A 22,969-nucleotide genomic window follows, 5' to 3' on the forward strand; every position below is an offset into this window, starting at 1 on the left:
ATGCGCCTGTGGCTCAACGCGATCGGCTACCAGGCCACCTGGGTAGCAGCGGTGGCCGGCGCCGGATGGGGCTGGTGGTGGCTGGGGCCCGCCATCTGCCTGCTGTTCATCGCCTGGCACTTCCGCGCCACGCCCTGGCCGATGGCCGATCTGCGGCTGCTCGCCCTGGCGGTGCTGCTGGGCCTGGTGGTGGATACGCTCTGGTTGCAGGGCGGCCTGCTGCGCTTCGCCAGCGCCGTACCGTCGCCGGACTGGGCCCCGGTGTGGATCCTGGCCCTGTGGGCGGCCTTCGCGCTCACGCTCAACCATTGCCTGCGGTCGCTGCAGGGGCGTCCCTGGCTGGCTGCCGCGCTGGGCCTGTTCGGGGCGCCCCTGGCGTACTGGCTGGCAGCCAGGACCTGGGCGGCCGCGGAACTGCTGGCGCCGACCTGGACCGTGCTGGTCAGCATCGGCGTCGCCTGGGCGGTGCTCACGCCGCTGCTGCTGGGCATCGCCGCGCGCTGGCGTGCCGGGCAGACGGCATGAGTCCCTGGCAGGCGGTTGCCTGGGTCTGGCTCGCCTCGGCGCTGGCCATGGTGCTGGCCTGGCTGGTGCAAAGGCGCACCCGCAACGCCACCAGCGTGGACGCGGTATGGGCGGGCAGCCTGGCTCTGGCGGCGCTGTTCTATGGCGCGGTGGCGCCCGGCGACGGTCGGGTCCGGTTGCTGGTTGCGGTGCTTGGCGCGCTTTGGGGCTTCCGGCTGTGCCTGCACGTGCTGGCGCGTGCGCTCCACGAGGCCGAGGACGGCCGGTATGCCTATCTGCGCCGGCACTGGCGCGGCGACCAGCGCCTGTTCTTCGTCTTCTACCAGGGCCAGGCCCTGCTGGTCGCGCTGTTTTCCCTGGCGTTTCTCGCGCCGGCCTGGAATCCGGGGCCGGCGAACTGGCCCTGGCTGGCGGCGGCCGTGGCGATGTGGCTGCTGGCCCTGGTCGGTGAGACGATCGCCGATCGCCAGCTCGTGCGCTGGCGCAGCCGTTCCGAGCATCGCGGCCGGACCCTGCGTACCGGGCTGTGGCGCTATTCCCGGCACCCCAACTACTTCTTCGAATGGCTGCACTGGTTCGCCTATCTGCCGCTGGCGATCGGCTCCCCGCTGTTCTCCCTGGCGCTGCTGGCCCCCGCGCTGATGTTCGTCTCGCTGAACTGGGTCACCGGAATACCGTTCACCGAGGCGCAGGCGGTGCGCAGCCGCGGCGACGACTACCGGCGTTACCAGCAGCAGACCTCGCGGTTCTTTCCTTGGTTTCCCGCCCGCGTGTCGCAGGAGGATCGATGACCGCCATCCGGCTTGCCGAACGCGGGCTGCTGCCCGATTGGCTGATCCGCGCCGGCATCCGGCAACTGAACCGGCAGCGCCTGCGCAGCCTGATGGCCGGCGGCGCCGCCGCTGCGGCGCGCCGCCAGGAGATGCTGCTGGCCGAACTGGCCGACAGTCCGCTGGCGATCGAGACGGCAGCGGCCAACGAGCAGCACTATGAGCTGCCGCCTGAATTCTTCGCGCTCTGCCTGGGACCGCGATTCAAGTATTCGGCCTGTCTGTTCGAGGACGCCGGCCGCACCCTGGCGCAGGCCGAGGAAGCGATGTTGTCCCTGTATGCCGAACGTGCCGGGCTGGCCGACGGCCAGGACATCCTCGAGCTGGGTTGCGGTTGGGGATCGCTGTCGCTCTGGCTTGCGCAACGCTACCCGGATGCGCGCATCACCGGGGTGTCCAATTCGGCGCCCCAGCGGCGCTTCATCGAGTCCCGGGCGGAAGCCCTCGGGCTGGACAACCTGCGCATCCTTACCTGCGACGTCAATGTCCTGCAGCTGCCGGCGTCCAGCTTCGACCGCGTTGTTTCGATCGAGATGTTCGAGCACCTGCGCAACTACAGGACCATGCTGGCGCGCATCGCCGGCTGGCTGCGCCCGGGCGGCGCCCTGTTCGTGCACATCTTCTGCCACGAGCGCTTGGCCTACCCGTTCGAGACGCAGGGCGGTCACAACTGGATGGGGCGGTACTTCTTCACCGGCGGCCTCATGCCGGCCTTCGACACCCTGGCGCACTTCCAGGACGACCTTCGCCTCGAGCAGCGCTGGCGGGTCGACGGGCACCACTACCAGCGCACCGCCGATGCCTGGCTGGCCAACCACGACGCCAACGCCGAGGCGGTGATGGCGGTGATGCGGCAGACCTACGGCGAGGCCGATGCGGCGCTGTGGAACCAGCGCTGGCGGATCTTCTGGATGGCCTGCGCCGAGACCTTCGGGTTCGCCGGCGGCGGGGAATGGCTGGTCGGCCATTACCTGTTCCGCAAGCCTTCCGCGTCGGCGCAGGCCCCTGCCGAAACGGCCTGAGCGCCGTTCGAAGCGGTGTCCCGGCACATCCGCCGGGCCGGTCGCGCCCATGGCGGGCGTGCGCTGCGGCTGAGGTAGCGCGGCGTTTCGAAGGACCGCTGTCGGCATCCGCGGCGGACGGCCGCGCGACGGCGCGGCGCGCCGGTGATTGGCCTTGCGCCAGGGCGCGTGCGCAACCGATCCGGTCGCGCATACGAAAAAACCCCGGCTTGCGCCGGGGTTTTTTCTTGACCGGAGGGTGTTCCGATCAGTTCTGCACGACCAGCTCGACGCGACGGTTGCGCTGACGGCCCTCGCGGGTCGCATTGTCGGCGATCGGGCTGTTCTCGCCGTAGCCGCGCGCGTTCAGGCGGCTGGCGTTGATGCCGTTGCCGACCAGGTAGTCATAGACCGCCTGGGCGCGACGCTCGGACAGGCCCTGGTTGTACTGGTCCGAACCGATGCTGTCGGTGTGGCCGGCAACCTCGACGCGGATGTCGGGGTACTGGCGCAGGACCTCGGTGGCCTCGTCCAGGGTCTGGCGCGATTCCGGACGCAGGGTCGACTTGTCGAAGTCGAACTCGACGCCACGCAGGTCGATCGCCACCGGCAGCGGGCAGCCGTCCGGACCGACCACGGTGCCGGCCGGGGTGTTCGGGCAGCGGTCATCGCAGTCGTTGACGCCATCGCCGTCGCTGTCCAGCTCGGAGCAGTGCGGCTCCGGCGGCGGCGGCGGCGGGATGTACGGCTCGGGCTCGACCGGCATCTCGACGGAGCCGAGGGCGATCTGCAGGCCCAGGGCAAACACCCAGTCGCCGTAGCTCGAGTTGTTGGGCAGCGACTCGCCGTCCATGTCGTGGCGGTAGAAGGCCTCGGCCCGGCCGCGCACGCGCGGGTTGAAGTCATAGGACAGACCGCCACCGGCCTGCGCCATGAAGTCCCAGCCGTTCTCGCTGCCGGTGCGGCGATGATTGTTGGCGCCGCCACCGACCAGGATGTAGGGCTTGAAGTCGCCCGAGCCGAAGAACTGGCGGTAGGTCAGGCTCATGCCCATGTTGGCCCAGTGGCCATTGGGCGCCGACTTGGGCAGGTTGTTGCGGGTGGTGCGGTCGACCGAGAACTCGATCGAGGCGTTGTTGCCGAAATACTTGCCGATACCCAGCGCGCCGAACACCGAGCCTTCCTCGGTATTGCGGTCGGAATCGCTGTGGTAGTAGCCAACGCTGGGCGCCACGTACCAGCCGTCGGCGGCCTGAGCCACGCCGGCCGAAGCGAACAGGCCCATGGCGATGGAGGCCATCAAGCGGTTACGTCTCATCGGAGTCTCCTTTTTTGATTGTTGCCGGTACCCGGTGTAGGGCAAAACAGCGCGGCCAGTGTAGCCCAAAGGTCACGGGTCAACACCCCCGAGCGCCCGGAGCTTAACTTCCGGTTAACCTTCTACCACCGGTCGGCACCCCGCGCAAGCCTTTGTCGTCCCTGCGGAAACCGTGCAGGCCGCGTGAACATGTGGGCCACCGCCGGTCCATTGGGTGGCACGGATGGCGCCCTGCCGACCGTCCGTCGGTCATTCACCGGGGATTGGCGCGCCACGCCGCTACAATGCCGCCTTTGCCCGGGACCCGCGATGCGACGAATGCGCGCAATGACCGCCCTGCTTGCGCTGCTGGCCCCGATCGTGGCCGGTGCGCAGCCGCTGGCGGCCGATCCGGCCGATCCCTACGAACGGTTCAACCGCCGGGTCTTCGCCTTCAACGACCGGGTCGACCGCGCCCTGGTCCGGCCGCTGGCCAAGGGCTACGAGCGCGTCACGCCGCGCGGCTTCCGGACCCTGGTCGGCAATTTTCTGGCCAATGCCCGGCTGCCGCTTTCGGCTACCCACGCCCTGCTCCAGGGCAAGCCCCGGGTGGCCGGCCGCAACCTGCGCCGGTTCGGCATCAACAGCACCGTGGGGCTGCTCGGACTGTTCGACCCGGCCAGCGGTTTCGGGGTGCATCCCCAGCTCGAGGATCTCGGCCAGACCCTGGCGGTGTGGGGCATGGCGGAAGGTCCGTACCTGGTGCTGCCCCTGCTCGGCCCCAGCGGCGGGCGCGATGCCCTGGGCGGCACCGCCGATGCCTTCGCCGACCCCGTCGCGTGGTACGTGCGCAAGGAGCCGGCCTACTGGCTGGGTGGCCTGGACCTGCTGAACCTCAGGGTCTCGCTGTTCGTCTCCGAGCCTTACGTGGCGGATGCCTACGACGCCTACAGTTTCGTGCGCGACGCCTACCGCCAGCGTCGCCTCTACGCCATCTGGGATGGGGAGCCGCCGCCCGAACTGCTGGAGCGCATGCTGATGCCCGAGGACGATCCGGCCGACCTGCTCGACGACGACCTGCCCTGATCGCGGCCCCGCGGTCCGGCGTGCGGCAGCCGGCTGGCGTGCCCCGCGTCGGGTGACGGCGGCCCGGCGGCCCGGCGGCCCGGGCCTCCCGGCCGGTGTTCAGTCGAACAGATCGGCGTCGATGTCGGACAGCCGGGCCAGGGCCCGGAGGCCCTCCGGTGCGCCGGCCAGCCGCAGGTGCAGGCCGCGGCGCAGCGCCTGGGCGCGCCACTCGACCAGGGTGGCGAGCCCGGCGCTGTCGCTCTCGCTGATGCCCGACAGGTCGACCGCGACGCTGCCGGCCGGGGGCAGGGCGGCAACCAGCCGCCGCAGCGAATCGCCGGCGCTGGAGAACACCAGGGAGCCGCCCAGCGCAAGCATCCCGGCGGCGGCGTCGCCGGCCAGGCTCAGGGTCCGGTCGGGCTCAGCCGGCCGCATCGGGGTCGATCGCTTCCAGGCCCTGCCGCTCCAGACGGTCGATCACCGCATCGATGCCCGCCCTGTCGATCTCGGCGACCACCTGGTTGCGGTAGTTGGTCACGTAGGAGATGCCCTCGATGACCACGTCGAAGGCCTTCCAGTCGCCGGCGCGCGTCTTCCTGAATGCGTAGTCGACCGGCACCCGGGTGCCGTCGTTCAGCACCACCTCGGTCCGGATCGTGGTGCGGCGCTCGTTGAGCTCGCCCCGGAACGGCAGCACCCTGACCGAGCCGCGCGTGTACTGGAGCAGGGCCTCGCCGTAGCGCGACACCAGGGAGTCGTAGAACGCGCGCGAGAAGCGCTGGCGCTGCTCGGGCGTCGCCGGGCGGGCGTGCCGGCCGAGCACCAGCAGGGCCGCGTACTCGGTATCGAAGTTGCGCAGCACGACGTCGTCGATGACCGCGTTCAGCGCGTTCCGGTCGCGCTGCAGCTCCTCCCGGCGCGCCTCCATGGTCTCGCCCAGGCGTTCGGCGATCTCGGCGACGATGGCGGCGGGTTCGCGTTCGCTGGCGGCGGCTGGCCAGGGCGCAAGCAGGGCGAGCAGGGTCGTGGCGAGAACGATCAGGCGCATGGTGGAGTCTCCGTAAGGGGCGTCGTGCGCGCGGGTCAGGGCGGGTCGCCGGCGCCGGGCCGGTTGCCGCCCTCGCCGCCGATCAGGTACTTGCCGATCAGCTCTTCGAGCTGCACCGACGACTCGGTGAGCAGGAACTCGTCGCCGTCGCGGAGGAATTCCATGCTGCCGCCGGGCCGAACCGCAACGAACTGGTCGCCGAGCAGCCCGCTGGTGAAGATGCTCAGGCTGGAGTCGTCGGGCAGTTCGGCATACCGGCGATCGATGGCGACGGTCACCACGGCATCGAGCGCCACAGGATCGAGGGTAATGGCCTGCACTGAACCGATCGTGACGCCGGCCAGCTTGACCGGCGCGCGCTCGCGCAGTTGCCCGATGTTGCCGAAGCGGGCGCTCAGCTGGTAGGTCTCGCCGGCCCGGTAGCCTGCCAGGCTGGTGGTCTGGGTGGCCAGGAAGGCCAGCGCGGCGAAGCCGAGCAGGATGAACAGCCCGGTGCCGATCTCGAAGGAGCGGTTGGACGCCATGTCGACTCCTTACATGAGGAAGGCGGTTAGGACGAAGTCGAACGCCAGCACGGCGATCGCCGAATGGATCACGGTGCGGGTGGTGGCCTGCGCCACGCCCTCGCCGGTGGGATGGGCGTTGAAGCCCTGGAAGGCTGCGATCAGCCCGATCAGCAGGCCGAACACGAAGGCCTTGAACACGCCGCCGAGCAGGTCGTCGACGAAATCCACGCTGCCGACCATGCCCGACCAGTAGACGCCGTTCTCCAGGCCCAGCCAGAGCACCGCCGACCAGTGCGCGCCCATGATCGCCATGGCGCTGAACACCACGCACAGCAAGGGCAGGGCGAGCGCGGCGGCCAGGAACCGGGGGGCCACCACGTGGCGGACCGGGTCGACCGCCATCATCTCCATGGCCTCGATCTGCTGGGTCGAACGCATCAGGCCCAGCTCGGCCGTGATGGCGGTTCCCGCGCGCCCCGAGAACAGCAGGGCGGCGACCACCGGCGACAGTTCGCGGTAGAGGGACAGCGCGGTGAGCGTGCCCAGCGCCCCACTGGCGCCGAACTGGTTGAGCGCCTGGAAGTATTGCAGTCCCAGCACCAGGCCGACGAACAGCCCGGAAACCATGATGATGGTCAGGCTCATCGCGCCGATGAACCACAGTTGCTGGACGTGCATGCGCCAGCGCCGCAGGCTGGCCGGCAGGACCGCCAGCACGTGGCCCAGAAACAGGCCGGTGCGGCCCATGTCGCGCAGGCCGCCGGCCAGGGTGGCGGCCAGATCGGCGCCCGCGCGCCTCACCGGTGTGTCTCCAGGCCGAAGTCGGCGCCCAGCGATGGCGCGGGGTAGTGGAACGGCACCGGGCCATCGCTCAGACCCTGCAGGAACTGCCTGACCATCGGCGACTCGCTGGCCAGCACGTCCTCGAACCGCCCCTGGGCGACCACCCGGCCACCGCTCAGCACCACCAGGCGATCGGCCACCTTGCGCAGGTGCTCGATCTCGTGGGCGACGACGATGCTGGTCAGGCCGAGGGTCTGGTTGAGCGTGCGCATCAGCTCGACCACGGCCGCCACGGCGATCGGGTCCAGGCCGACGAACGGCTCGTCGTAGAGCACCAGTTCCGGATCGAGGGCGATCGCCCGCGCCAGTGCGACACGCCGGGCCATGCCGCCGGACAGCTGCGCCGGCATCAGGCCGGCGGCGCCGCGAAGTCCGACCGCCTGCAGCTTGAGCAGCACCACGACCCGGATCAGCGATTCCGGCAGATCGGTGTTCTCGCGCAGCGGGAACGCGACATTGTCGAAGACGTCGAGGTCGGTCAGCAAGGCGCCGTGCTGGAACAGCATGCCCATGCGCCGGCGCAGCGCATACAGGGCCTGCGGGCGCAGCCTGGCGAGATCCTGGCCGAACACCTGGACCTCGCCATGGTCGTGGCGGAGCTGTCCGGTCAGGTGCCGCAGCAGGGTGGTCTTGCCGGTGCCGCTGGGTCCCATGATCGCGACCACGCCGCCCCGCGGCACGTCGAGGTCGACGCCATCGAAGACCTGCGTGCTGCCCAGCCGGGTACGCAGGCCGCGCACCCGCACCAGCGGCGCGTCGGCCGGGCGCAGGGCATCTGTGCGGGCGCTGTCTGCGGTCACGGAAGGGTGTCGGGGTCCGGGCAAAGGGCGCCAAGTGTGCCACACGCACCGATGCCTACCGGGCGGGGCATTCAGCGCGGGTTTCGCGCCAGCCCGGCACGTCGCGTCCACGACGGCGGGGGTATCCTGCGCTTCCCCTCGTTGCCGTCGTGAACTCGCATGCGCTTCCGCCGCCTGGGCCGGACCGGCCTGCCGATCTCCGCGCTGTCCCTTGGCGCCTGGGTCAACTTCGGCCGCTCCGTCGGGCGCGGCGAAGCGCGCGAACTGATCGCCCTGGCCCACGACCAGGGCGTCAGCTTCTTCGACAATGCCGAGTCCTACGGCCAGGGCGAGGGCGAGCGCATCATGGGCGACGCGCTCGCCGACCTGCGGCTGGCCCGAGATTCCTTTTGCGTCTCCAGCAAGGTGTTCTTCGGCGCCGGTGCCGATCCCCGACCCACGCAGCGCGGCCTGTCGCGCAAGCACGTGATCGAGGCCTGTCACCAGGCATTGCGCAGGCTTCGCGTCGAGTACCTGGACTTCTTCCTCTGCCACCGGCCCGATCCGGAGGTGCCGATCGAGGAGACCGTGCTGGCCATGGACCTGCTGGTCCGCCAGGGCAAGATCCTGTACTGGGGCACCTCGGAGTGGCCGGCGGAGGTGATCGTCCGGGCTTGCGGGTTCGCAGCCGATCACAGCCTGGTGGCGCCATCCCTCGAGCAGGCCCAGTACAACCTGTTCGCCAGGGCGCGGGTCGAGCGCGAGTACGCGCCGCTGTGCCGCGACCTCGGTCTGGGCCTGACCACCTGGTCGCCGCTCGCCTCCGGTCTGCTCAGCGGCAAGTATCGCGACGCGGGGGCTGGCGGCCGCCTGCGCGAGGCCGACTACGCCTGGCTGGACAACCACCTGGAGGGTGCCACCGGACGTGCCCGATCCGGCCGAGTCGGTCACCTGGTGGCGATGGCCGCCGACCTGGGCTGCACGCCCGCGCAGCTGGCGATCGCCTGGTGCCTGGGCAATCCCGATGTCTCCACGGTGATCCTCGGTGCCAGCTCCACGGACCAGCTCCGGGACAATCTTGGCGCGCTGGCGGTGCTGGATGCCCTGATGCCCGCGGAGCGCGACGGCCTGGCCGACTCCATGGCTGATTGAGGTCGCACAGGGAGCCGGGACTCGGGACTCGGGACTCGGGATTCGGGATTCGGGATTCGGGATTCGGGATTCGGGACTGGGGACTGGGGACTGGGGACTGGGGACTGGGGACTGGGGACCGGGGACCGGGGACCGGGGACCAGGGACCAGGGACCAGGGACCAGGGACCGGGGAGCGGGGAGCGGGGAGCGGAGAGCGGAGAGCGGAGAGCGGAGAGCGGAGAGCGGAGAGCGGAGAGCGGAGAGCGGAGAGCGGGGAGCGGGGAGCGGGGAGCGGGGAGCGGGGAGCGGGGAGGCTCAGCCGGGCGTGGGCGAAGCTTGCGGTCATGAATGGGAATGACTATCATTCGCGCCGTTGCGGTCCGCCAGGGCCGCCCGGCCCAGCCAGCCCGCCCGTGCGAGCCAGCCAGTCGTCCAAGGGTCCGCGAGGACCGGCCTTTCGGAGATTGGTTCGTGCGCATGCCGCCTGCAGTACTCGTGTTCTCACTCGCCGTCCACGGCGCCGCCTTCACCGCGTCGGCCAGGGCCGGGGCGACCCCGGGTGCCGCGGTCGAACTCGACCGGGTCACCATCACCGCCACACGCAGCCAGCGGCCGGTGCAGGACACCCCGGGCACCGTCACCGTGCGCGACGAGGCCGACATCGATCGCGAGCTGGCTGCCGACATCCGCGACCTGGTGCGCTACGAGCCGGGCGTCTCGGTCGCCAATGCGCCGGGTCGGTTCGGCCTGTCCGGCTTCACCATCCGCGGCCTGGACGGCAACCGGGTGCTGGTCGAGGTCGACGGCGTGCGCATCCCGGACGCCTTCGCGATCGGCAGCTTCGCCAGCGCCGGCCGCGACCTGGTCGACATCGACCTGCTCAAGTCGGTCGAGATCATTCGCGGCGCCGCCTCCTCGCTCTACGGCAGCAACGCCCTGGCCGGGGTGGTCTCGTTCGCGACCCGCGATCCGGAGGACTACCTCGGCGACCAGGATGGTGGCCATCTTGGCGCCAAGCTGGGCTGGCACGGCGTCGACCACGGCCGCCAGGCCGGCTTCACCGCCGCGCTCGGCGACGACCGCCTCGGCTTTCTGCTGGGCTTCGCGCACCGGCAGGGCTCGGAGAACCGCAACCAGGGGCAGGCCGGCGGCGAGGGTCCGGCCCGTACCCGCCCCAACCCGCAGGCCTGGGAGACCGACAGCGCCCTGGCCAAGGTGGTCTGGCGACCGGCCCCTGCCCACCGGCTGGCCTGGGCCTTCGAGGCCGGCCAGGGCCGGACCCTCACCGAAGTGCTCAGCGCCCGCACGCGCACCGCCAGTCCGGCCGCGCTCACCGAGGTGCTGGCGCTGGCCGGCGACGACCGCCGCGCCCGCACCCGCAACAGCCTGGCCTGGTTGTACCAGCCCGAGGACGGATGGTTCGATAGCGTCGAGGCGTCCGTGCACGCCCAGCGCGGCCGGACCTCGCAGGAAACCCTCGAGCAGCGCCGCAGCACCGTGCTGGCCACCGGCGTGAGCACGCCACAGCAACGTTGGCGCCGCTTCGAATTCGACCAGGAAGTGGCAGGCGCCGAGCTGCTGGCCCGCCGCCGCTTCGATTGGGCCGGCGGCAACCACCTCGTCGTGCTCGGCCTGGAGTCGCTGCAGACCGACACCGCCCAGTTGCGCGACGGCCTGGCCGTCAATCCCCTGACCGGCGCGCAAACCCCGGTCATCCCGCCCGACGTCTTTCCGGTGCGCGACTTTCCGCGCAGCCGTACCCGCGAGCAGGCGCTGTTCGTCCAGGACGAGATCAGCCTCGCCGGCGGCCGCCTCGACCTGATCCCCGGCTTCCGACTCGATCGCTACCGCCTCGACCCGCGCCCCGACGCGATCTTCGAGGAGGACAACCCCGGCATCGAACCAGTCGCGCTGCGGGCGACCCAGGGTTCCCCGAAGCTGGGGCTGCTCTGGCGGTTGGGTTCGACCTGGTCACTGGCGGCCCAATTTGCGGAAGGGTTCCGGGCGCCGCCCTACGACGACGCCAACATCGGCTTCACCAACCTGCAGTTCGGCTATGCCGCGATCCCGAACCCCGACCTGCGGCCGGAAACCAGCCGCGGCCTGGAACTCGGCCTGCGCGGCAGCTGGCGCCATGCGCGCGCCGGCCTGGCCGTGTACGGCAACCGCTACGAAGACTTCATCGAATCATTGCTGGCGTTGCACCCCGACGACCCGCAGGCGGTGCCGGGCCTGATCACCTTCCAGTCGCGCAACCTCGAGCGGGTCGCCATCGAGGGCGCGGAGTTGTCCGCGCAAGCCGGCCTGGAAGCGCTGTCGCCGCGGCTGGCGGGCCTGTCCGTACGCGGTGCGGCCGCGTGGTCGCGCGGCAAGGATCGCGACAGCGGCGAACCGCTCGCCTCGGTGGATCCTCCCCGCCTGGTGCTCGGTGTGGCCTGGACCCGCGCCGATGACGGTCTGGGCGCGGAACTGGTCGGCACTGCCGTGCGCGGCCAGTCACGGGTGCCGCAGATCGCCCATCATGGCTACGGGCTGCTCGACCTGCTCGCCTGGTGGCGGCCGGTGCCGGCCGTCACGGTCAATGCCGGCGTGTTCAACCTTGCCGACCGCAGCTACCTGGAATGGGCCGATGCGCGCATCGCCGCGCTCGCCCCCGATAGCCCGTCCCGCGACCGTTTCACGGCGCCCGGCCGCAATGCCGCGGTGACCGTGCGACTGGCCTGGTGACCCGGCATGCCCGGCGATCCCGCCCGTTCCTGCGCCCGTGAGCCTGGCGCTCGACGCATGCCCGGCGGCGACCGACCCGCGCCCCTGCCTGCCGACCCTCCGCCCGACCTTCCTGCCCAGGAGCTGCTGATGTCCCTTTCCCAAGCAAAGCCCCAGGTGCCTGCCGCGCAGGCGGCGCTGCAGACGGATCGCCCGGCGCAGGCGCCGCGCCTCGACAGCGCCAGCCTGTTCGCCGGACGCCGGGAGATCGTCATCGAGCATGGAGGATGCGAGTACCGGTTGCGCCGCACGCGGACCGACAAGTTGATCCTCACCAAGTAGCGAAGCCGCCACCCGGTCGCCTTGCGCGCGCACCTGTCTGCAGTCCCATCGACCTGTCCATGGAGTAGTGCCATGTCGCCCCTGCACCTGTTGTTGCCAAGTTTCGCCCTTCTGTCCGGGTGCGCCATCGGCGCCGCCCGCGAAGCGGCCGCCCCGCCGGCGGACACCGCACCTCCCGAGGCGGATCGCGCCGCCATCCTGGCGATGGCCGGCGACTACCGGGTGCGCTTCCACTTCGACGAGACCGTGGTGATCGAGTCCGGCTACGCCCGCCGCGAGCCAAAGCGCAGCGGCGCCCTGGAAACGGTCCTGGTGATCGAGGACGAGCCCGGGCGCATCGTCCTGCAGCACCTGCTGATGTCGCCCGCTGGCAACCATGTCACCAAGCACTGGCGCCAGGACTGGCATTGGCAGGCCAGCGAGCGGCTGGAGTTCAGCGCGGACCAGACCTGGGTGCTGCGTCCGCTCGATCCGGGCCTGAGCCGTGGCGCCTGGACGCAATGCGTGTACGAGGTCAGCGACGCGCCGCGCTACTGCGGCACCGGCCCGTGGAACCACCGCTATGGCGTCGCCACCTGGACCTCGGACCGCACCTGGCGGCCGTTGCCGCGGCGCGAGTACACGACGCGCGAGGACTACAACGCCCTCAACGTCGAGAACCGCCACACCATCGTGCCTGGCGGCTGGAGCCACGAGCAGGACAACAGCAAGGTGGTGCGCGAGGTCGACGGCGCCAGCCGGACCCTGGTCCGCGAATTCGGTTTCAACGACTACCAGCGGGTCGACGACGTGGACTTCGGGCCCGCACGAGACTGGTGGCGGAGAACGGCGGGCTACTGGTCGCAGGTACGCGCCGGCTGGGAGCGACGCATCCGTGCCGGCGGCGGGATCCGCCTGGACACTGCTGTCGATGGCATGCCGATCATCGAGGCCACTTTTGCGCAGGCCTCGAGGGCAGCCGCTGGCGAAGCGGTCGCGCAGGCGGATCTAGATGCCATCTTCGCGCGCTGGACCAGCGCGCCGGATGCGCCGCCGCGTGACGGCGACGCCCTGGCCGGGCGCTGATCCCGCCTGGAATCGTTGCCGCGGCGGAAGGCCTACACCGCCACGCCGGTCACCGGAGGCGGTGGCGGTGGCGGTGCCGGCGCACGCGGCGGCGCAGGCGGTGCCGGCGGCGCCGGTGGCGCCGGTGGCGCGATGGCATCGTCCAGCCAGCGCATCGGCGCGGGCCGGTCGGGTGCGGTCAGCTGCAGGCGCTGCGGCCTGCGGTCGCGCAGCAGGTCGAGCTGTACGACCTGGCCGGGTTCGGCCCGAGCCAACGCCCGCATCGCCTCGCGCGGTTCGGCGACCTCGGCGCCGTCGACGCGCTGGATGACGTCGCCGGACTGCAGGCCGGCCAGCGGCTCGCCCTCGGCGCGCAGCACCAGCACGCCGCGATCGGTGCCGAAGTAGCGGCCCAGTCCGGCGTCGAGGCTGGCCAGGCGCAGCCCCTGCCAGCGCCAGGCGTCGAAGCGCAGGGACTCCTCCAGCATCGGTCCGATCACCCGGATCCGCCGTTCGACGTCGGCCACGCCCTCCGAGAGACCCTCCCGGATCGCCTCGACATCCACGCGCAGGTCGATCAGGTCGCCGTCCACGCCGCCGAGCAGGGCGGTCGGCGCAAGCGGCTCCGCGGCCACGGTTGCCGTGCCTGCCGCCCCGTTCCGATCGTAGGCCAGTACCACCGTCTGGCCTTCGCTCAGTCCGGACAGGGCCTGTCGTGCGGAGACCAGGCGCGTCGCGCCGTCGGCGCCGGCGATCTCCCGGCCATCGATCGCGGTCAGCACATCACCACTGCGCAGTCCGGCACGGGCCGCCGGCCCGTCCGGGGTGACCGCCGCCAGGCGCACGCCGGCCGCGGGGTCGGGCGACATCACCAGGCCCAGCATCGGCCGCCGCCGTTCGATGCGCTGGATGTCGACCGTCCGGCGTTCGCCGAGCTGGCCGGACAGTTCGGCGACCTGCCGGGCGGCCTGCGCCAGTTGTTCGCGGGCCTGCTCGAGCTGCGCACGAAGCTGCGCACGTTCGGTCTCGTCCGCGGCCGGCGCGGCCGGGGTCTGCGCGGCGGCGGCCGCGCTCCAGATCGCCGCCAGCACCAGAAGCGCCGTCCTGCGTGCCATCGATGTCATGGTCGTCTCCTCATGTCGGGTAGGGGTGGTGCCGGCGCGCTGCCGTCCACGTCCGTTCAATTCGCCCAGAGCAGGGCAGGGCGTGTCGTGGCGTGTCCGTTGCCGATGTCCGGCCCAGGCCCGCCACGCTCACCCAGGCGCACGGCCGCCAGCTGAGCCAGCGCGTCGACCCGTGCCTGCCACAGGGCGGGCACCGGCGCCGGCCCGGAGTCGGCCAGCGCCGCGTCGATGTCGCCCAGGCGCGCCTGCAGGCCCAGCTCGAGCAAGGCCAGGTCGCCGTCCCGCGCCTGTGGCGACAGGGCCGGCGTCGTCAGCAGGCGCTCCAGCCATTGCGACTGTGCGATCAGTCCCGCCTCCACGGGATCGACCGCATTGTCCGGACCGGCATCGGGTCCCAGCGGTCGCAGCGGCAGCACCGCCAGGGCCAGCAGCGCGGCTGCGGCCAGCGGCCACCAGCGTCGCAGTGCGGTTCGGGGTCGCGGATCGGAACCGGCGCGCAGCCGGGCGGACAGTCGTCGCCAGGCATCCTCGCCCGGTTCGGCCAGGGGCAGTGCGCGCAGGGCGGCGACCAGGTCGGCGTCGCGGCGATCCCGGGCGATCGGGTCAGACATGGCAAGTCTCCTTTTCCACTGCCAGCAGGCTGCGCAGCTTGGCCAGTCCACGGGCGAGTTGCGATTTCGAGAAGCTCACGCTCTGCTGCATCGAGGCGGCGATCTCCGGATGGCTGTAGCCCTCGACGCAGGCCAGCCAGACCACGCTGCGGGTGGTGGCCGGCAGCCGCGCGAGGGCACGCTCCAGCAGCGCCGCCTCGGCGGCCAGGCTGGGCGGCGGCGCGCTGTCGTCGGGCGCTTCCTCACCGTCGGCGACGATCGCCTCCCGGGCATCCAGGCGGCGGCGCCGGCGCAGCCGCATCAGCGCGGTGTTCACCACCACCTGGCGCAACCACGCCCAGAACGGGCACTCGCCACGGAACTGATGCAGACGTTCGAACACGCCGAGCAGGGCGTCGTGCAGGACATCGCGGGCTTCGTCCGGGTCGGACAGCAGGCGAAGCGCCAGGGTGTAGGCCGGCCGCTCGAACAGCCGGTAGAGACGTTCCTGCGCAGCGGCCTCGCCGCGCCGGGCGGCAGCCAGCAGGACGTCGGGAACCTCGATGGCGAATGCGCTGCTCACCTGGGATGGGATGCCCGATCGGGCCGAACGGTCGCACGGGGTGGGGCGGCGCGCGCCGTCTCCCGCCGGCAAGGGGGACCACTGCCCCCACCGGCGCGGGCGCTCAGTCGCCGATCGCCAGTCGCCCGTCGTCCTGCCAGCGGACCGGCACGGGGGACAGGGAACTGCCGCGACAGGGCCCGTCGACGCAGACGCCGGATTCGACCTCGAAGACGGCGCCATGGGCGGCGCAGACCAGGCGGCCCTGGTCGAACAGGAAACGGCCCGGCGCCCAGTTGAGGAAGCGGCCGGCATGCGGACACAGGTTCCGGTAGGCGAACACCTGGTCGCCTCGGCGCATCACCACCACGCTGCTGCCGGCATCGCCGGCCTCCAGGCGCAGCTCCGTGGCGCCGCCGTCGGCGAGGCTGCTGGGTTCGACATCGACGACGGCCATGACGGTCCGGGGTGGCATGCAGGAGAGGTGCAGTGTAGCCGGCGGCGGCGAGCGCCTCGCGCCCGGCATCGTCATGGTGGCGTCGGATGGACAATGGGCCCGGCGCTTCATGAGGAGGCGTGGCGAGGCTGTCGAGATCGCGTGGCGGTGCGGGCAGCGGTCCATCGAGGAGCATGGCGCATCGCATGCCGCGTCGGCCCGGCCAACGGCAGACCCCGCCACGGCGCGAACATCCGCAGCCGCAACAGTGGTCCGCGATGCCGGCGATGTCGGGGCTTCGACCGGCCCGGCGCGGCGTGCCGGGTTGCCCGTGCGCGGCGTATCGGCACGCCCCCACGCGCCTCCTCGACCGCAACCTTCCTCGCGGCACTGCGTGGCGCCGCACGCGCGCAACTGGTCCGTTCGGCCGAGGTTGGCACCGGTCCGGGTATGCTCGGGCTTCCCACCAGAACAGCCCGAGGGGCCGACCGCCGCATGCGCGTGATCTACAGCACCCCGCGCCTCGAGAACGCCGAGCGCATCGCCGAGCTGCTGCGCGAGGGCGAGGTCGAGGTCCGCGTCCTGTTCGGGCCGCACTTCAAGCGCAACACCTGGCGGGGCGCCAACTACCGGCAGGCCGAGGACCCCGGCAACTGGCCGAAGGTGATGGTGGTGCACAACACCGACCTGGCCAAGGCCCGTGCCCTGCTGCGCGAGGCCGGCGTTCTCGGGCTGTCGAACCTGGACCAGGACCGGCGCGTGCGCGATCCCGACAGCGACGACGCGCTGGCCGCACCTTCGCCGCGCGACTTCCAGGCCGGCCGCGCCGCCAACCCGACGCGCCCGCGGGGTTCGTACCTGGAGAAGCCGCCGCGCCGCCCGGGCCCCAGCAGACTGCGTATCGTCCTGGTCGCCCTGGTCGTGCTGGTCGCCCTGATCCAGGGCGCGCGCATGCTGCTGCGCTGAGCGCCTGCCACCCCAGGTTCGCGCCGTCGTACCGGCGGCACCCGCCTGGCTGGACGGGGCGGGCCTGGCTGCGGCGGTGGCCGGGACACGACGCTGATCGGGTCTCCCGGAAGGCGCGGTGAGCAGATCACGCTCCGCTTCCCGAGCCCCCAAGCCCACAACGCCGCCCCCTTGTTCCCAGCCCCGATCCCCAATCCCCGGTCCCTGGTCCCCAGTCCCCAGTCCCCAGTCCCCAGTCCCCAGTCCCCAGTCCCCAGTCCCCAGTCCCCGGTCCCGAGTCCCGAGTCCCGAGTCCCGTGCCCCCCGTCACAATTCCGACCCGCGGTGCTTGGAAGGGTGCGAAAGACGGCGTAAACTGTTGATCCCATGACCACCGGTTCCGTGGGGGAACCGGGCTGGTCGACGGGCTGTCCCAGAGTCGACATGGCCGCCATGACCCGCTTCGCCCGATTGCTGATCGCCCTGGTCGCCGCCGCTCCGGCCGGCCTCGTGTCCGCGGCCGGCAGCGACGACACCGTCAGGCTGCGCCTCGCCCTGGACCCCGATGGTCGCGTCCGGCTGAGCACCGAGTCGCCCAACTACGCGCCGCCGCCGCTGCGGCAGTCGCCGCTGCCGATGATCGCGCCGGCCGGGCTGCAGCGCCCGGGGCTGGCGATCGACCTTCGCGCCGGAGGCACCACACCGGCGGGCATCGGTCCCTGCCTCACCGGCCGCCCCGCGGCGCTCGGCCAGGTCGGCGCGTGCGATGCCGTGGGCTGGGCCGGGCTGCCCGGTGCCATCCACAGCAGCGACCTGGTCCTCGAACTGGGCGGCGATCGCGCCGCCGGCGTGAACCTGAGCTTCGGACTCGACTGGCTGGAGCGTGCCGAGCGACCTGCCTTGGCTTTCGGGCCGGCGGGCCTGCCGCAGCTCCTGCCGGGCCAGGTCGGGCCGTACGGCCCGCTGGAGCCGCTGCGCAGCGAGCGCGTCGGGCTGGGCGGCTTCCTCTGGCTGGCGCCCGACCTCCGGCTCACCCTGGGACTCGAGCACGCCGAGGGTTCCCTGGCGCTCTACCAGGACAGCGCGGCGCCCTGGGCCCTGGGCCAGCGCGACAGCCTCAGCCTGGGCGTCGTCTGGGGGCGCTTCCAGGGTGGCCTGATCGGTCGCCGGGTGCGTCCCGACAGCGCCCTGGAAGGGGTTGGCCAGCAGGCGCTGGACCTGGGCTTTTCCTGGCGCATGCCCTGGAACGCCGCCTTCGAGTTCGGCGCCCGCAACCTGATCACCCGGCCGGCCAAGCCCGATCCGGCGGAGGCCCTGCCCGAGCAGGGCGATCTGCGCACGCCCTACCTGCGTTACCACCAGGACCTCTGAGCCGGGGTCCTTCCGGTTCCTGGCGCTCGCTCCTGTCCTTCGGGGGGGCAGGCCGACCCCAACGATGCGCACCACTTAGGCCCGCCTGCCGCGAGGGGCACGTTCGCCCCGGCGCCACGATCCGCATGAACACCCCAGGCGTGTTTTCCTCGCGCCCTCGAAGCGGGGTTTGTCGCGTCCTTGCCCACCGCGCCGCACCGCGCCGCCGGCGATACGGGTGACCTGCGGAAACGGGTAGCGGTCGGCAGCGCGATGCCCCCGCCGGCAGGCCGGGACGGACGCCCGGCCGGGTGTCAGCAAGCGCCCGAAATCCACGGCGAACTTCGTACGAGGATGGCCGCTGTTGCCATCAAGGCGCGGCCGGGAGGGCGGCGCAGGGCGGGGCGCTGCGCTAAGTGCCTGATCCCGCGTTGCTCCGGACCGAGCCTGAACGCCGACCAAGGGATTGCCGGGCTTGTAAAAATGTTGTTAGACTCCGGTTCGCCATGGTTTAAGTGGCCCCTGGGGCTCGCCCATGGACGGGCTTCCATGTCCCGAAGTCAACTCACGACGTTGGAGAGTGTCTAATGAGACCTAGCAATAACGAGCTGTACAAGGCGATCCGTGCCGGCCTCGCGGTCGGTGTGGTCGGCCTCGTCGGCGTCACCGGCGCCGCAGTCGCGCAGGACGCCCGCACCCTGGACCGTGTCGAGGTCGTCGGTTCGCGCATCAAGCGCGTCGAGGCGGAGACCAGCCAGCCGATCTTCCAGGTCAGCCAGGAAGAGATCCGGGCCACCGGCCTGACCTCGATCGGTGACGTGATCCAGAACCTCACCGCCAACGGCGCGGCCCTGGGCACCACCTTCAACAACGGCGGCGACGGCTCCTCGCGCGTCTCGCTGCGCAACCTCGGCACCGCCCGCACCCTGGTGCTGGTGAACGGCCGTCGCTGGGTCGGCACCGGTACCGGCGGCAACGTCGACCTGAACTCGATCCCGACCGCAGCGGTCGAGTCGGTCCAGATCCTGAAGGACGGCGCCTCGGCGATCTACGGCTCCGACGCCATCGCCGGCGTGGTCGACATCCGCCTGAAGTCCAACTACGTCGGTGCCGAGATGTCGGCGCAGATCGGCGAGTTCACCGACGGTGACGGCCGTCGCTCCAAGTACGACTTCATCATCGGCTTCGACGGCGATCGCGGCAACGTGATGATGGGTGCCGGCTACGTCAAGGAAGAGGCGGTCATGGCCGGCGATCGTGCGATCTCGCGCGTGCCCGCCTTCGGCCTGCCGGCCGAGGACACCAGCTTCGCCGGCGCCTCGGGCATCCGCCCGGCCCCGCGTCTGTTCATTCCGGGCGTCGGTCAGCTCAGCCTGATCCCGGGCCGTCCGGGCAGCTCGCCGGATGACTACCGTCCGTTCAACGCCGCCACCGACGGTTACAACTTCGCCCCGGAGAACTACCTGCAGACCCCGCAGGAGCGCGTCTCGTTCTTCATGGACGGTCGCTACCAGGTCATCGACGGCGTCGAGTTCTACACCCAGGCCACCTTCAACGAGCGCAAGTCCGAGCAGCTGCTCGCCGCGTTCCCGCTGTCGGGCGGCGTGTTCAACTCGAACCCGAACTTCGGCCGCATCGTCATCCCGGCCACCAACGTCTACAACCCGTTCGGCGTGGCCATCACCGGCTTCGGCCGGCGCGTCACCGACGTGGGCGGTCGCTCGTTCAACCAGGACGTCGACACCTACAACTTCATCGGTGGCTTCCAGGGCGACTTCATGGTCGGCGACCGTTTCTTCGGTTGGGACGTCGGCTACCAGTACGCCAAGTCCGAGCGTCGTGACCAGACCTTCGGCCTGCAGACCTCGCTGAACGTCGAGCGCGCGCTGGGCCCGTCGTTCATCGACGCCCAGGGCGTGGCGCGCTGCGGCACCCCGACCGCCGTCATCGCCGGTTGCGTGCCGCTGAACATCTTCGGGCCGCTGGGCACCATCACCCCGGAGATGGGCCGCTACATCAACTACATCGAGCAGGCCAACCGCGACAACACGCTGACCAACTACTGGGCCAACATCTCGGGCGACCTGTTCGAGATCGTCGACGCCCGGCCGGTCGCGTTCGCCGCCGGTTACGAGTATCGCCGCGACTTCGCGAACGACATCCCCGACTCGTTCACCAACGCCGGCCTGGGCTCGGGCAACGCCCGCACCCCGACCAGCGGTGGCTTCAGCGTCGACGAGTTCTACGTCGAGCTGAACGCGCCGCTGCTGGCCGACCTGCCGTTCGCGTACCTGCTGGAGGCCCGTGCCGCAGCCCGTTACTCGGACTACAGCAACTTCGGCGACACGCTGAACACCTCGTTCGGCCTGAAGTGGCAGCCGATCGAGGACTTGGCCATCCGCGGCAACTACGCCGAGGGCTTCCGGGCGCCGAGCGTCAACAACCTGTTCCAGGGTCTGTCCGACAGCTTCCCGACCGTGCTCGACCCGTGCTCGGAGCCGCGCTTCAGCCAGCAGCCGGCGGAAGTCCAGGCCCGCTGTATCGCTGACGGCGTGACCCCGGGTTACACCCAGCTCAGCTCGCAGATCCGCATCACCGTGGGCGGCAACCCGTTCCTGCAGCCGGAAGTGGCCAAGACCAAGACCCTGGGTCTGGTGTACAGCCCGGGCTTCCTGAACGGCTTCGACATCACCCTCGACTGGTACAACATCGAGATCGAGGACGGCATCGCCACGCAGGGCGGCAACTTCATCATCCAGTCCTGCTACACCGGCGCCACCCAGGCCGTCCGTGACTTCTACTGCCCGCGCGTCCAGCGCGCTCCGGGCGGCGTGGTCACCGACATCCTGGCGACCCCGCTGAACTTCGCGGGCTTCGAGGTCGAGGGCTGGGATCTGACTCTGCGCTACAACATCGACACCGACTGGGGCCGCTTCGGCATCGTCTCGGATACCACTTACACCACCAAGTGGTTCCAGAAGATCCTGAACGTCAACACCGGCAACGTCGACGTCACCCAGCGCGCCGGTCGCGAGCTGGGCAACGACGCCTACCACCGCGTGCGTTCCAACCTCAACGTCAACTGGGCGCTGGGCGACTGGGGCATCAACTGGGGTGCGCGTTACTTCCACCACGCCGATGAGCCGTGCTTCTTCGACGGCATCGAGGCGGCGCTGGGCGTGCCGAATCCCTGCACCAACCCGGCCGACCGCAGCCCGCTGTTCCCGCAGGGCCGCAACCGCCAGGCGAGCACCACCTACCACGACGTCCGGTTCACCTGGAACACGCCGTGGGACGGTCAGATCGGCCTGGGCATCAACAACGTGTTCGAGAAGGATCCGCCGGTTTCGTACGAGGCGTTCGCCAACTCGTTCAACGCTGCCCAGCACGAGGTTCCGGGTCGCTTCTGGTACGTGCAGTACAACCAGCGCTTCTGATCCGGGCTAGTGCCCATTGCGTCACCTGCCGCGGCCCCGAAAGGGGCCGCGGTTTTTTGTGGGCCTTCTGCCCGGCGGCAGGCCGCCGGGCGGCCCTATAATCCACGGGCCCAGGAGCCACGATGTCCGCCGATCAGGTCTACGCCCATTTCTACCGCTGCCCGCGCCTGGCTGCCGAGGAGCTGAGCGACGGCGGCGGCCCGTTCGGGTTCGACATCACCGCGGCGCTTGAGATCGACCTGCTGATCGAGCACTACCGCTGCGACGCGGTCTTCGAAACCGGGTGCAACCTGGGCGACACCGCCTACTACCTGGCCCGACGCTACCCGGACATCCCGCTGTTCTCCTGCGACATCTCGCAGCGCCATGCCGAGTTCACCCGCCAGCGGCTGGCCTTCGCGCCGCAGGCAACCGTCGAACACCTGGACTCGCCGCTGCTGATCGAGCGCCATGCCGGTCGGTTCCAGCGGCCATTGTTCTACCTGGACGCCCACTGGTACGAGGACTGGCCATTGCAGCGCGAACTCGACCTGATCGAGCGCGGCGTCATCGTCGTCGACGATTTCGACATCGGCCACCCGCGCTTCGGCTACGACGCCTACGGCGGCCAGTCCTGCGGCCCGGAGCTGCTGGCGCGCGCCCTGGCCGGCCGGGTCGGGCACTTCCATACCAACAACCCCGAGGCCAGCTTTCCCTTCCCCTGCCTGCAGACCGGTCGGCGCGCCGGGCGCGCCTACGTGGTGCTGCCGCCGCTCGAGGACCGCCTGCACATGAGCCGCTGGTTTCTGCGCAGATCGTTGCCGGTGGCGGCATGAGCGCCGCGCTTCCCCAGCCGCGCCGCCACCTGCGCATCGACGGGCGCGACCTGTGGGTGTTCGACGGCCTGCTCGACAACCCGGGCGTGATGGTGGATGCGCTTGATCGTGCGCCGTTCACGCGCACCGAGGTCGCGACCCCGGAGACGGCCCGGCACAGGCATTGGGTCAACGAAATGGACCTGCGCGTCTACGCCGGACTGCCGATCAGCCGCGCCACCCAGGCCGCCCTTGCCAGCGTGATGCCCGACCGCCCCCTGCGCGCCTATCGCGCCTATACCAACTTCGCGCAGTTCGGCGACGTGCTGTCCATTCACACCGACTGCGCGCCCGAGCAGGTCGAGTACACGGCCTTGTGGTTCCTGGCCCGCGACTGGCAGCCCGACTGGGGAGGCGAGACCGTGTTCTACGACGGATCCATGGATGCCCAGGTCGTGGTCAGCCCGCGGCCGGGCCGCCTGGTGGTCTTCCATGGCGCCATTCCGCATGCTGGTCGGCCGCCGGCCCGCACCTGCTTCGAGCCCCGCTACAGCTTCGCGATCAAGCTCGAACCGGTGCCGCAGCAGGGACCCTGAGTCCGGCCGACCA

Annotated in this window: 23 protein-coding genes; 13 read left to right on the top strand and 10 right to left on the bottom strand. The window is 70.9% G+C overall.

Features of this window, described 5'->3' with window-relative positions:
* From KF823_08090 to KF823_08100, 3 genes are read left to right on the top strand one after another with little or no spacing between them, the layout of a single operon-like run.
* Nucleotides 1–525: a DUF2878 domain-containing protein gene (locus KF823_08090; protein MBX3725862.1), complete on the top strand. Its 525-nt coding sequence runs from the start codon at nucleotides 1–3 to the stop codon at nucleotides 523–525.
* Nucleotides 522–1,316 (top strand): DUF1295 domain-containing protein, encoded by a 795-nt coding sequence (locus tag KF823_08095; GenBank protein MBX3725863.1) that lies wholly within the window; start codon nucleotides 522–524, stop codon nucleotides 1,314–1,316. Before KF823_08090 ends, KF823_08095 begins: the two co-directional genes overlap by 4 nt.
* Complete coding sequence (locus tag KF823_08100; GenBank protein MBX3725864.1) at nucleotides 1,313–2,377, top strand: class I SAM-dependent methyltransferase; 1,065 nt, start codon at nucleotides 1,313–1,315, stop codon at nucleotides 2,375–2,377. Before KF823_08095 ends, KF823_08100 begins: the two co-directional genes overlap by 4 nt.
* Before the next feature lie 247 nt (nucleotides 2,378–2,624).
* Here KF823_08100 and KF823_08105 read toward each other — a convergent pair whose 3' ends face one another.
* Nucleotides 2,625–3,674, bottom strand: a complete 1,050-nt coding sequence (locus KF823_08105) for an OmpA family protein (protein MBX3725865.1) — start codon at nucleotides 3,672–3,674, stop codon at nucleotides 2,625–2,627.
* 327 nt (nucleotides 3,675–4,001) lie between these two features.
* On the opposite strand from KF823_08105, the gene KF823_08110 reads away from it, so the two are divergent.
* Nucleotides 4,002–4,739 carry a VacJ family lipoprotein gene (locus tag KF823_08110; GenBank protein MBX3725866.1) on the top strand — a complete coding sequence of 246 codons (738 nt, stop codon included), beginning with the start codon at nucleotides 4,002–4,004 and terminating at the stop codon, nucleotides 4,737–4,739.
* A 99-nt stretch (nucleotides 4,740–4,838) separates the two neighbouring features.
* Here the strand turns inward: KF823_08110 and KF823_08115 are convergent, their stop codons facing one another.
* From KF823_08115 to KF823_08135, 5 genes are read right to left on the bottom strand one after another with little or no spacing between them, the layout of a single operon-like run.
* Nucleotides 4,839–5,156 (bottom strand): STAS domain-containing protein, encoded by a 318-nt coding sequence (locus KF823_08115; protein MBX3725867.1) that lies wholly within the window; start codon nucleotides 5,154–5,156, stop codon nucleotides 4,839–4,841.
* Entirely contained in the window at nucleotides 5,143–5,769 is a 627-nt protein-coding gene (locus KF823_08120; GenBank protein MBX3725868.1) for an ABC transporter substrate-binding protein, read from the bottom strand. Before KF823_08120 ends, KF823_08115 begins: the two co-directional genes overlap by 14 nt.
* 35 nt (nucleotides 5,770–5,804) lie before the next feature.
* Nucleotides 5,805–6,293 carry an outer membrane lipid asymmetry maintenance protein MlaD gene (gene mlaD / locus KF823_08125; protein MBX3725869.1) on the bottom strand — a complete coding sequence of 163 codons (489 nt, stop codon included), beginning with the start codon at nucleotides 6,291–6,293 and terminating at the stop codon, nucleotides 5,805–5,807.
* 9 nt (nucleotides 6,294–6,302) lie between these two features.
* The gene (mlaE, locus tag KF823_08130) at nucleotides 6,303–7,022 is read right to left on the bottom strand and encodes a lipid asymmetry maintenance ABC transporter permease subunit MlaE (protein MBX3725870.1); all 720 of its coding nucleotides are present in this window, start codon (nucleotides 7,020–7,022) and stop codon (nucleotides 6,303–6,305) included.
* A gap of 50 nt (nucleotides 7,023–7,072) precedes the next feature.
* A complete protein-coding gene (locus tag KF823_08135) occupies nucleotides 7,073–7,918 on the bottom strand; it encodes an ABC transporter ATP-binding protein (protein MBX3725871.1) in 846 nt (281 codons plus the stop codon).
* A gap of 159 nt (nucleotides 7,919–8,077) precedes the next feature.
* On the opposite strand from KF823_08135, the gene KF823_08140 reads away from it, so the two are divergent.
* The 4 genes from KF823_08140 (at nucleotide 8,078) to KF823_08155 (ending at nucleotide 13,143) form a co-directional block, all read left to right on the top strand.
* Nucleotides 8,078–9,049 carry an aldo/keto reductase gene (locus KF823_08140; protein MBX3725872.1) on the top strand — a complete coding sequence of 324 codons (972 nt, stop codon included), beginning with the start codon at nucleotides 8,078–8,080 and terminating at the stop codon, nucleotides 9,047–9,049.
* Between the two features lie 452 nt (nucleotides 9,050–9,501).
* Nucleotides 9,502–11,757, top strand: a complete 2,256-nt coding sequence (locus tag KF823_08145; protein MBX3725873.1) for a TonB-dependent hemoglobin/transferrin/lactoferrin family receptor — start codon at nucleotides 9,502–9,504, stop codon at nucleotides 11,755–11,757.
* A 129-nt stretch (nucleotides 11,758–11,886) separates the two neighbouring features.
* Nucleotides 11,887–12,078 carry a hemin uptake protein HemP gene (locus KF823_08150; protein ID MBX3725874.1) on the top strand — a complete coding sequence of 64 codons (192 nt, stop codon included), beginning with the start codon at nucleotides 11,887–11,889 and terminating at the stop codon, nucleotides 12,076–12,078.
* 126 nt (nucleotides 12,079–12,204) lie between these two features.
* A complete protein-coding gene (locus KF823_08155; GenBank protein MBX3725875.1) occupies nucleotides 12,205–13,143 on the top strand; it encodes a hypothetical protein in 939 nt (312 codons plus the stop codon).
* Between the two features lie 32 nt (nucleotides 13,144–13,175).
* On the opposite strand, the gene KF823_08160 is transcribed toward KF823_08155, so the two are convergent.
* Genes KF823_08160 through KF823_08175 form a run of 4 tightly spaced genes read right to left on the bottom strand, consistent with a single transcriptional unit; the run spans nucleotide 13,176 to nucleotide 15,855 of the window.
* Nucleotides 13,176–14,246 (bottom strand): PDZ domain-containing protein, encoded by a 1,071-nt coding sequence (locus tag KF823_08160; protein ID MBX3725876.1) that lies wholly within the window; start codon nucleotides 14,244–14,246, stop codon nucleotides 13,176–13,178.
* Nucleotides 14,247–14,302: 56 nt separating this feature from the next.
* Nucleotides 14,303–14,857, bottom strand: coding sequence for a hypothetical protein (locus KF823_08165; GenBank protein MBX3725877.1), 555 nt, complete (start codon nucleotides 14,855–14,857; stop codon nucleotides 14,303–14,305).
* Nucleotides 14,850–15,641, bottom strand: coding sequence for a sigma-70 family RNA polymerase sigma factor (locus KF823_08170; GenBank protein ID MBX3725878.1), 792 nt, complete (start codon nucleotides 15,639–15,641; stop codon nucleotides 14,850–14,852). Before KF823_08170 ends, KF823_08165 begins: the two co-directional genes overlap by 8 nt.
* Nucleotides 15,523–15,855, bottom strand: coding sequence for a Rieske 2Fe-2S domain-containing protein (locus tag KF823_08175; GenBank protein ID MBX3725879.1), 333 nt, complete (start codon nucleotides 15,853–15,855; stop codon nucleotides 15,523–15,525). Before KF823_08175 ends, KF823_08170 begins: the two co-directional genes overlap by 119 nt.
* A 474-nt stretch (nucleotides 15,856–16,329) precedes the next feature.
* Here KF823_08175 and KF823_08180 point away from each other — a divergent pair, with 474 nt between their 5' ends.
* The 5 genes from KF823_08180 (at nucleotide 16,330) to KF823_08200 (ending at nucleotide 22,956) form a co-directional block, all read left to right on the top strand.
* Nucleotides 16,330–16,800 (top strand): hypothetical protein, encoded by a 471-nt coding sequence (locus tag KF823_08180; protein ID MBX3725880.1) that lies wholly within the window; start codon nucleotides 16,330–16,332, stop codon nucleotides 16,798–16,800.
* Nucleotides 16,801–17,223: 423 nt separating this feature from the next.
* Nucleotides 17,224–18,150, top strand: coding sequence for a hypothetical protein (locus KF823_08185; protein MBX3725881.1), 927 nt, complete (start codon nucleotides 17,224–17,226; stop codon nucleotides 18,148–18,150).
* 566 nt (nucleotides 18,151–18,716) lie between these two features.
* A complete protein-coding gene (locus KF823_08190; protein ID MBX3725882.1) occupies nucleotides 18,717–21,566 on the top strand; it encodes a TonB-dependent receptor in 2,850 nt (949 codons plus the stop codon).
* A 122-nt stretch (nucleotides 21,567–21,688) separates the two neighbouring features.
* Nucleotides 21,689–22,381, top strand: coding sequence for a hypothetical protein (locus KF823_08195; protein ID MBX3725883.1), 693 nt, complete (start codon nucleotides 21,689–21,691; stop codon nucleotides 22,379–22,381).
* Complete coding sequence (locus KF823_08200) at nucleotides 22,378–22,956, top strand: 2OG-Fe(II) oxygenase (protein ID MBX3725884.1); 579 nt, start codon at nucleotides 22,378–22,380, stop codon at nucleotides 22,954–22,956. The genes KF823_08195 and KF823_08200 overlap by 4 nt, the downstream gene beginning before the upstream one ends.
* The last annotated feature ends 13 nt before the right edge of the window (nucleotides 22,957–22,969 follow it).

Source organism: Lysobacterales bacterium, assembly GCA_019634735.1.
In the GTDB taxonomy this organism is placed as follows: domain Bacteria; phylum Pseudomonadota; class Gammaproteobacteria; order Xanthomonadales; family UBA2363; genus Pseudofulvimonas.

Excerpts from the sequence above, each read along its gene's own strand:
- KF823_08090 (MBX3725862.1), top strand. The coding sequence starts at position 1 with ATGCGCCTGTGGCTCAACGCGATCGGCTACCAGGCCACCTGGGTAGCA.
- KF823_08095 (MBX3725863.1), top strand. The coding sequence starts at position 522 with ATGAGTCCCTGGCAGGCGGTTGCCTGGGTCTGGCTCGCCTCGGCGCTG.
- KF823_08100 (MBX3725864.1), top strand. The coding sequence starts at position 1,313 with ATGACCGCCATCCGGCTTGCCGAACGCGGGCTGCTGCCCGATTGGCTG.
- KF823_08105 (MBX3725865.1), bottom strand. The coding sequence starts at position 3,674 with ATGAGACGTAACCGCTTGATGGCCTCCATCGCCATGGGCCTGTTCGCT.
- KF823_08110 (MBX3725866.1), top strand. The coding sequence starts at position 4,002 with ATGACCGCCCTGCTTGCGCTGCTGGCCCCGATCGTGGCCGGTGCGCAG.
- KF823_08115 (MBX3725867.1), bottom strand. The coding sequence starts at position 5,156 with ATGCGGCCGGCTGAGCCCGACCGGACCCTGAGCCTGGCCGGCGACGCC.
- KF823_08120 (MBX3725868.1), bottom strand. The coding sequence starts at position 5,769 with ATGCGCCTGATCGTTCTCGCCACGACCCTGCTCGCCCTGCTTGCGCCC.
- mlaD (MBX3725869.1), bottom strand. The coding sequence starts at position 6,293 with ATGGCGTCCAACCGCTCCTTCGAGATCGGCACCGGGCTGTTCATCCTG.
- mlaE (MBX3725870.1), bottom strand. The coding sequence starts at position 7,022 with ATGGGCCGCACCGGCCTGTTTCTGGGCCACGTGCTGGCGGTCCTGCCG.
- KF823_08140 (MBX3725872.1), top strand. The coding sequence starts at position 8,078 with ATGCGCTTCCGCCGCCTGGGCCGGACCGGCCTGCCGATCTCCGCGCTG.
- KF823_08150 (MBX3725874.1), top strand. The coding sequence starts at position 11,887 with ATGTCCCTTTCCCAAGCAAAGCCCCAGGTGCCTGCCGCGCAGGCGGCG.
- KF823_08160 (MBX3725876.1), bottom strand. The coding sequence starts at position 14,246 with ATGACATCGATGGCACGCAGGACGGCGCTTCTGGTGCTGGCGGCGATC.
- KF823_08165 (MBX3725877.1), bottom strand. The coding sequence starts at position 14,857 with ATGTCTGACCCGATCGCCCGGGATCGCCGCGACGCCGACCTGGTCGCC.
- KF823_08170 (MBX3725878.1), bottom strand. The coding sequence starts at position 15,641 with ATGGCGCCGTCTTCGAGGTCGAATCCGGCGTCTGCGTCGACGGGCCCT.
- KF823_08175 (MBX3725879.1), bottom strand. The coding sequence starts at position 15,855 with ATGGCCGTCGTCGATGTCGAACCCAGCAGCCTCGCCGACGGCGGCGCC.
- KF823_08180 (MBX3725880.1), top strand. The coding sequence starts at position 16,330 with ATGCGCGTGATCTACAGCACCCCGCGCCTCGAGAACGCCGAGCGCATC.
- KF823_08185 (MBX3725881.1), top strand. The coding sequence starts at position 17,224 with ATGGCCGCCATGACCCGCTTCGCCCGATTGCTGATCGCCCTGGTCGCC.
- KF823_08190 (MBX3725882.1), top strand. The coding sequence starts at position 18,717 with ATGAGACCTAGCAATAACGAGCTGTACAAGGCGATCCGTGCCGGCCTC.
- KF823_08195 (MBX3725883.1), top strand. The coding sequence starts at position 21,689 with ATGTCCGCCGATCAGGTCTACGCCCATTTCTACCGCTGCCCGCGCCTG.
- KF823_08200 (MBX3725884.1), top strand. The coding sequence starts at position 22,378 with ATGAGCGCCGCGCTTCCCCAGCCGCGCCGCCACCTGCGCATCGACGGG.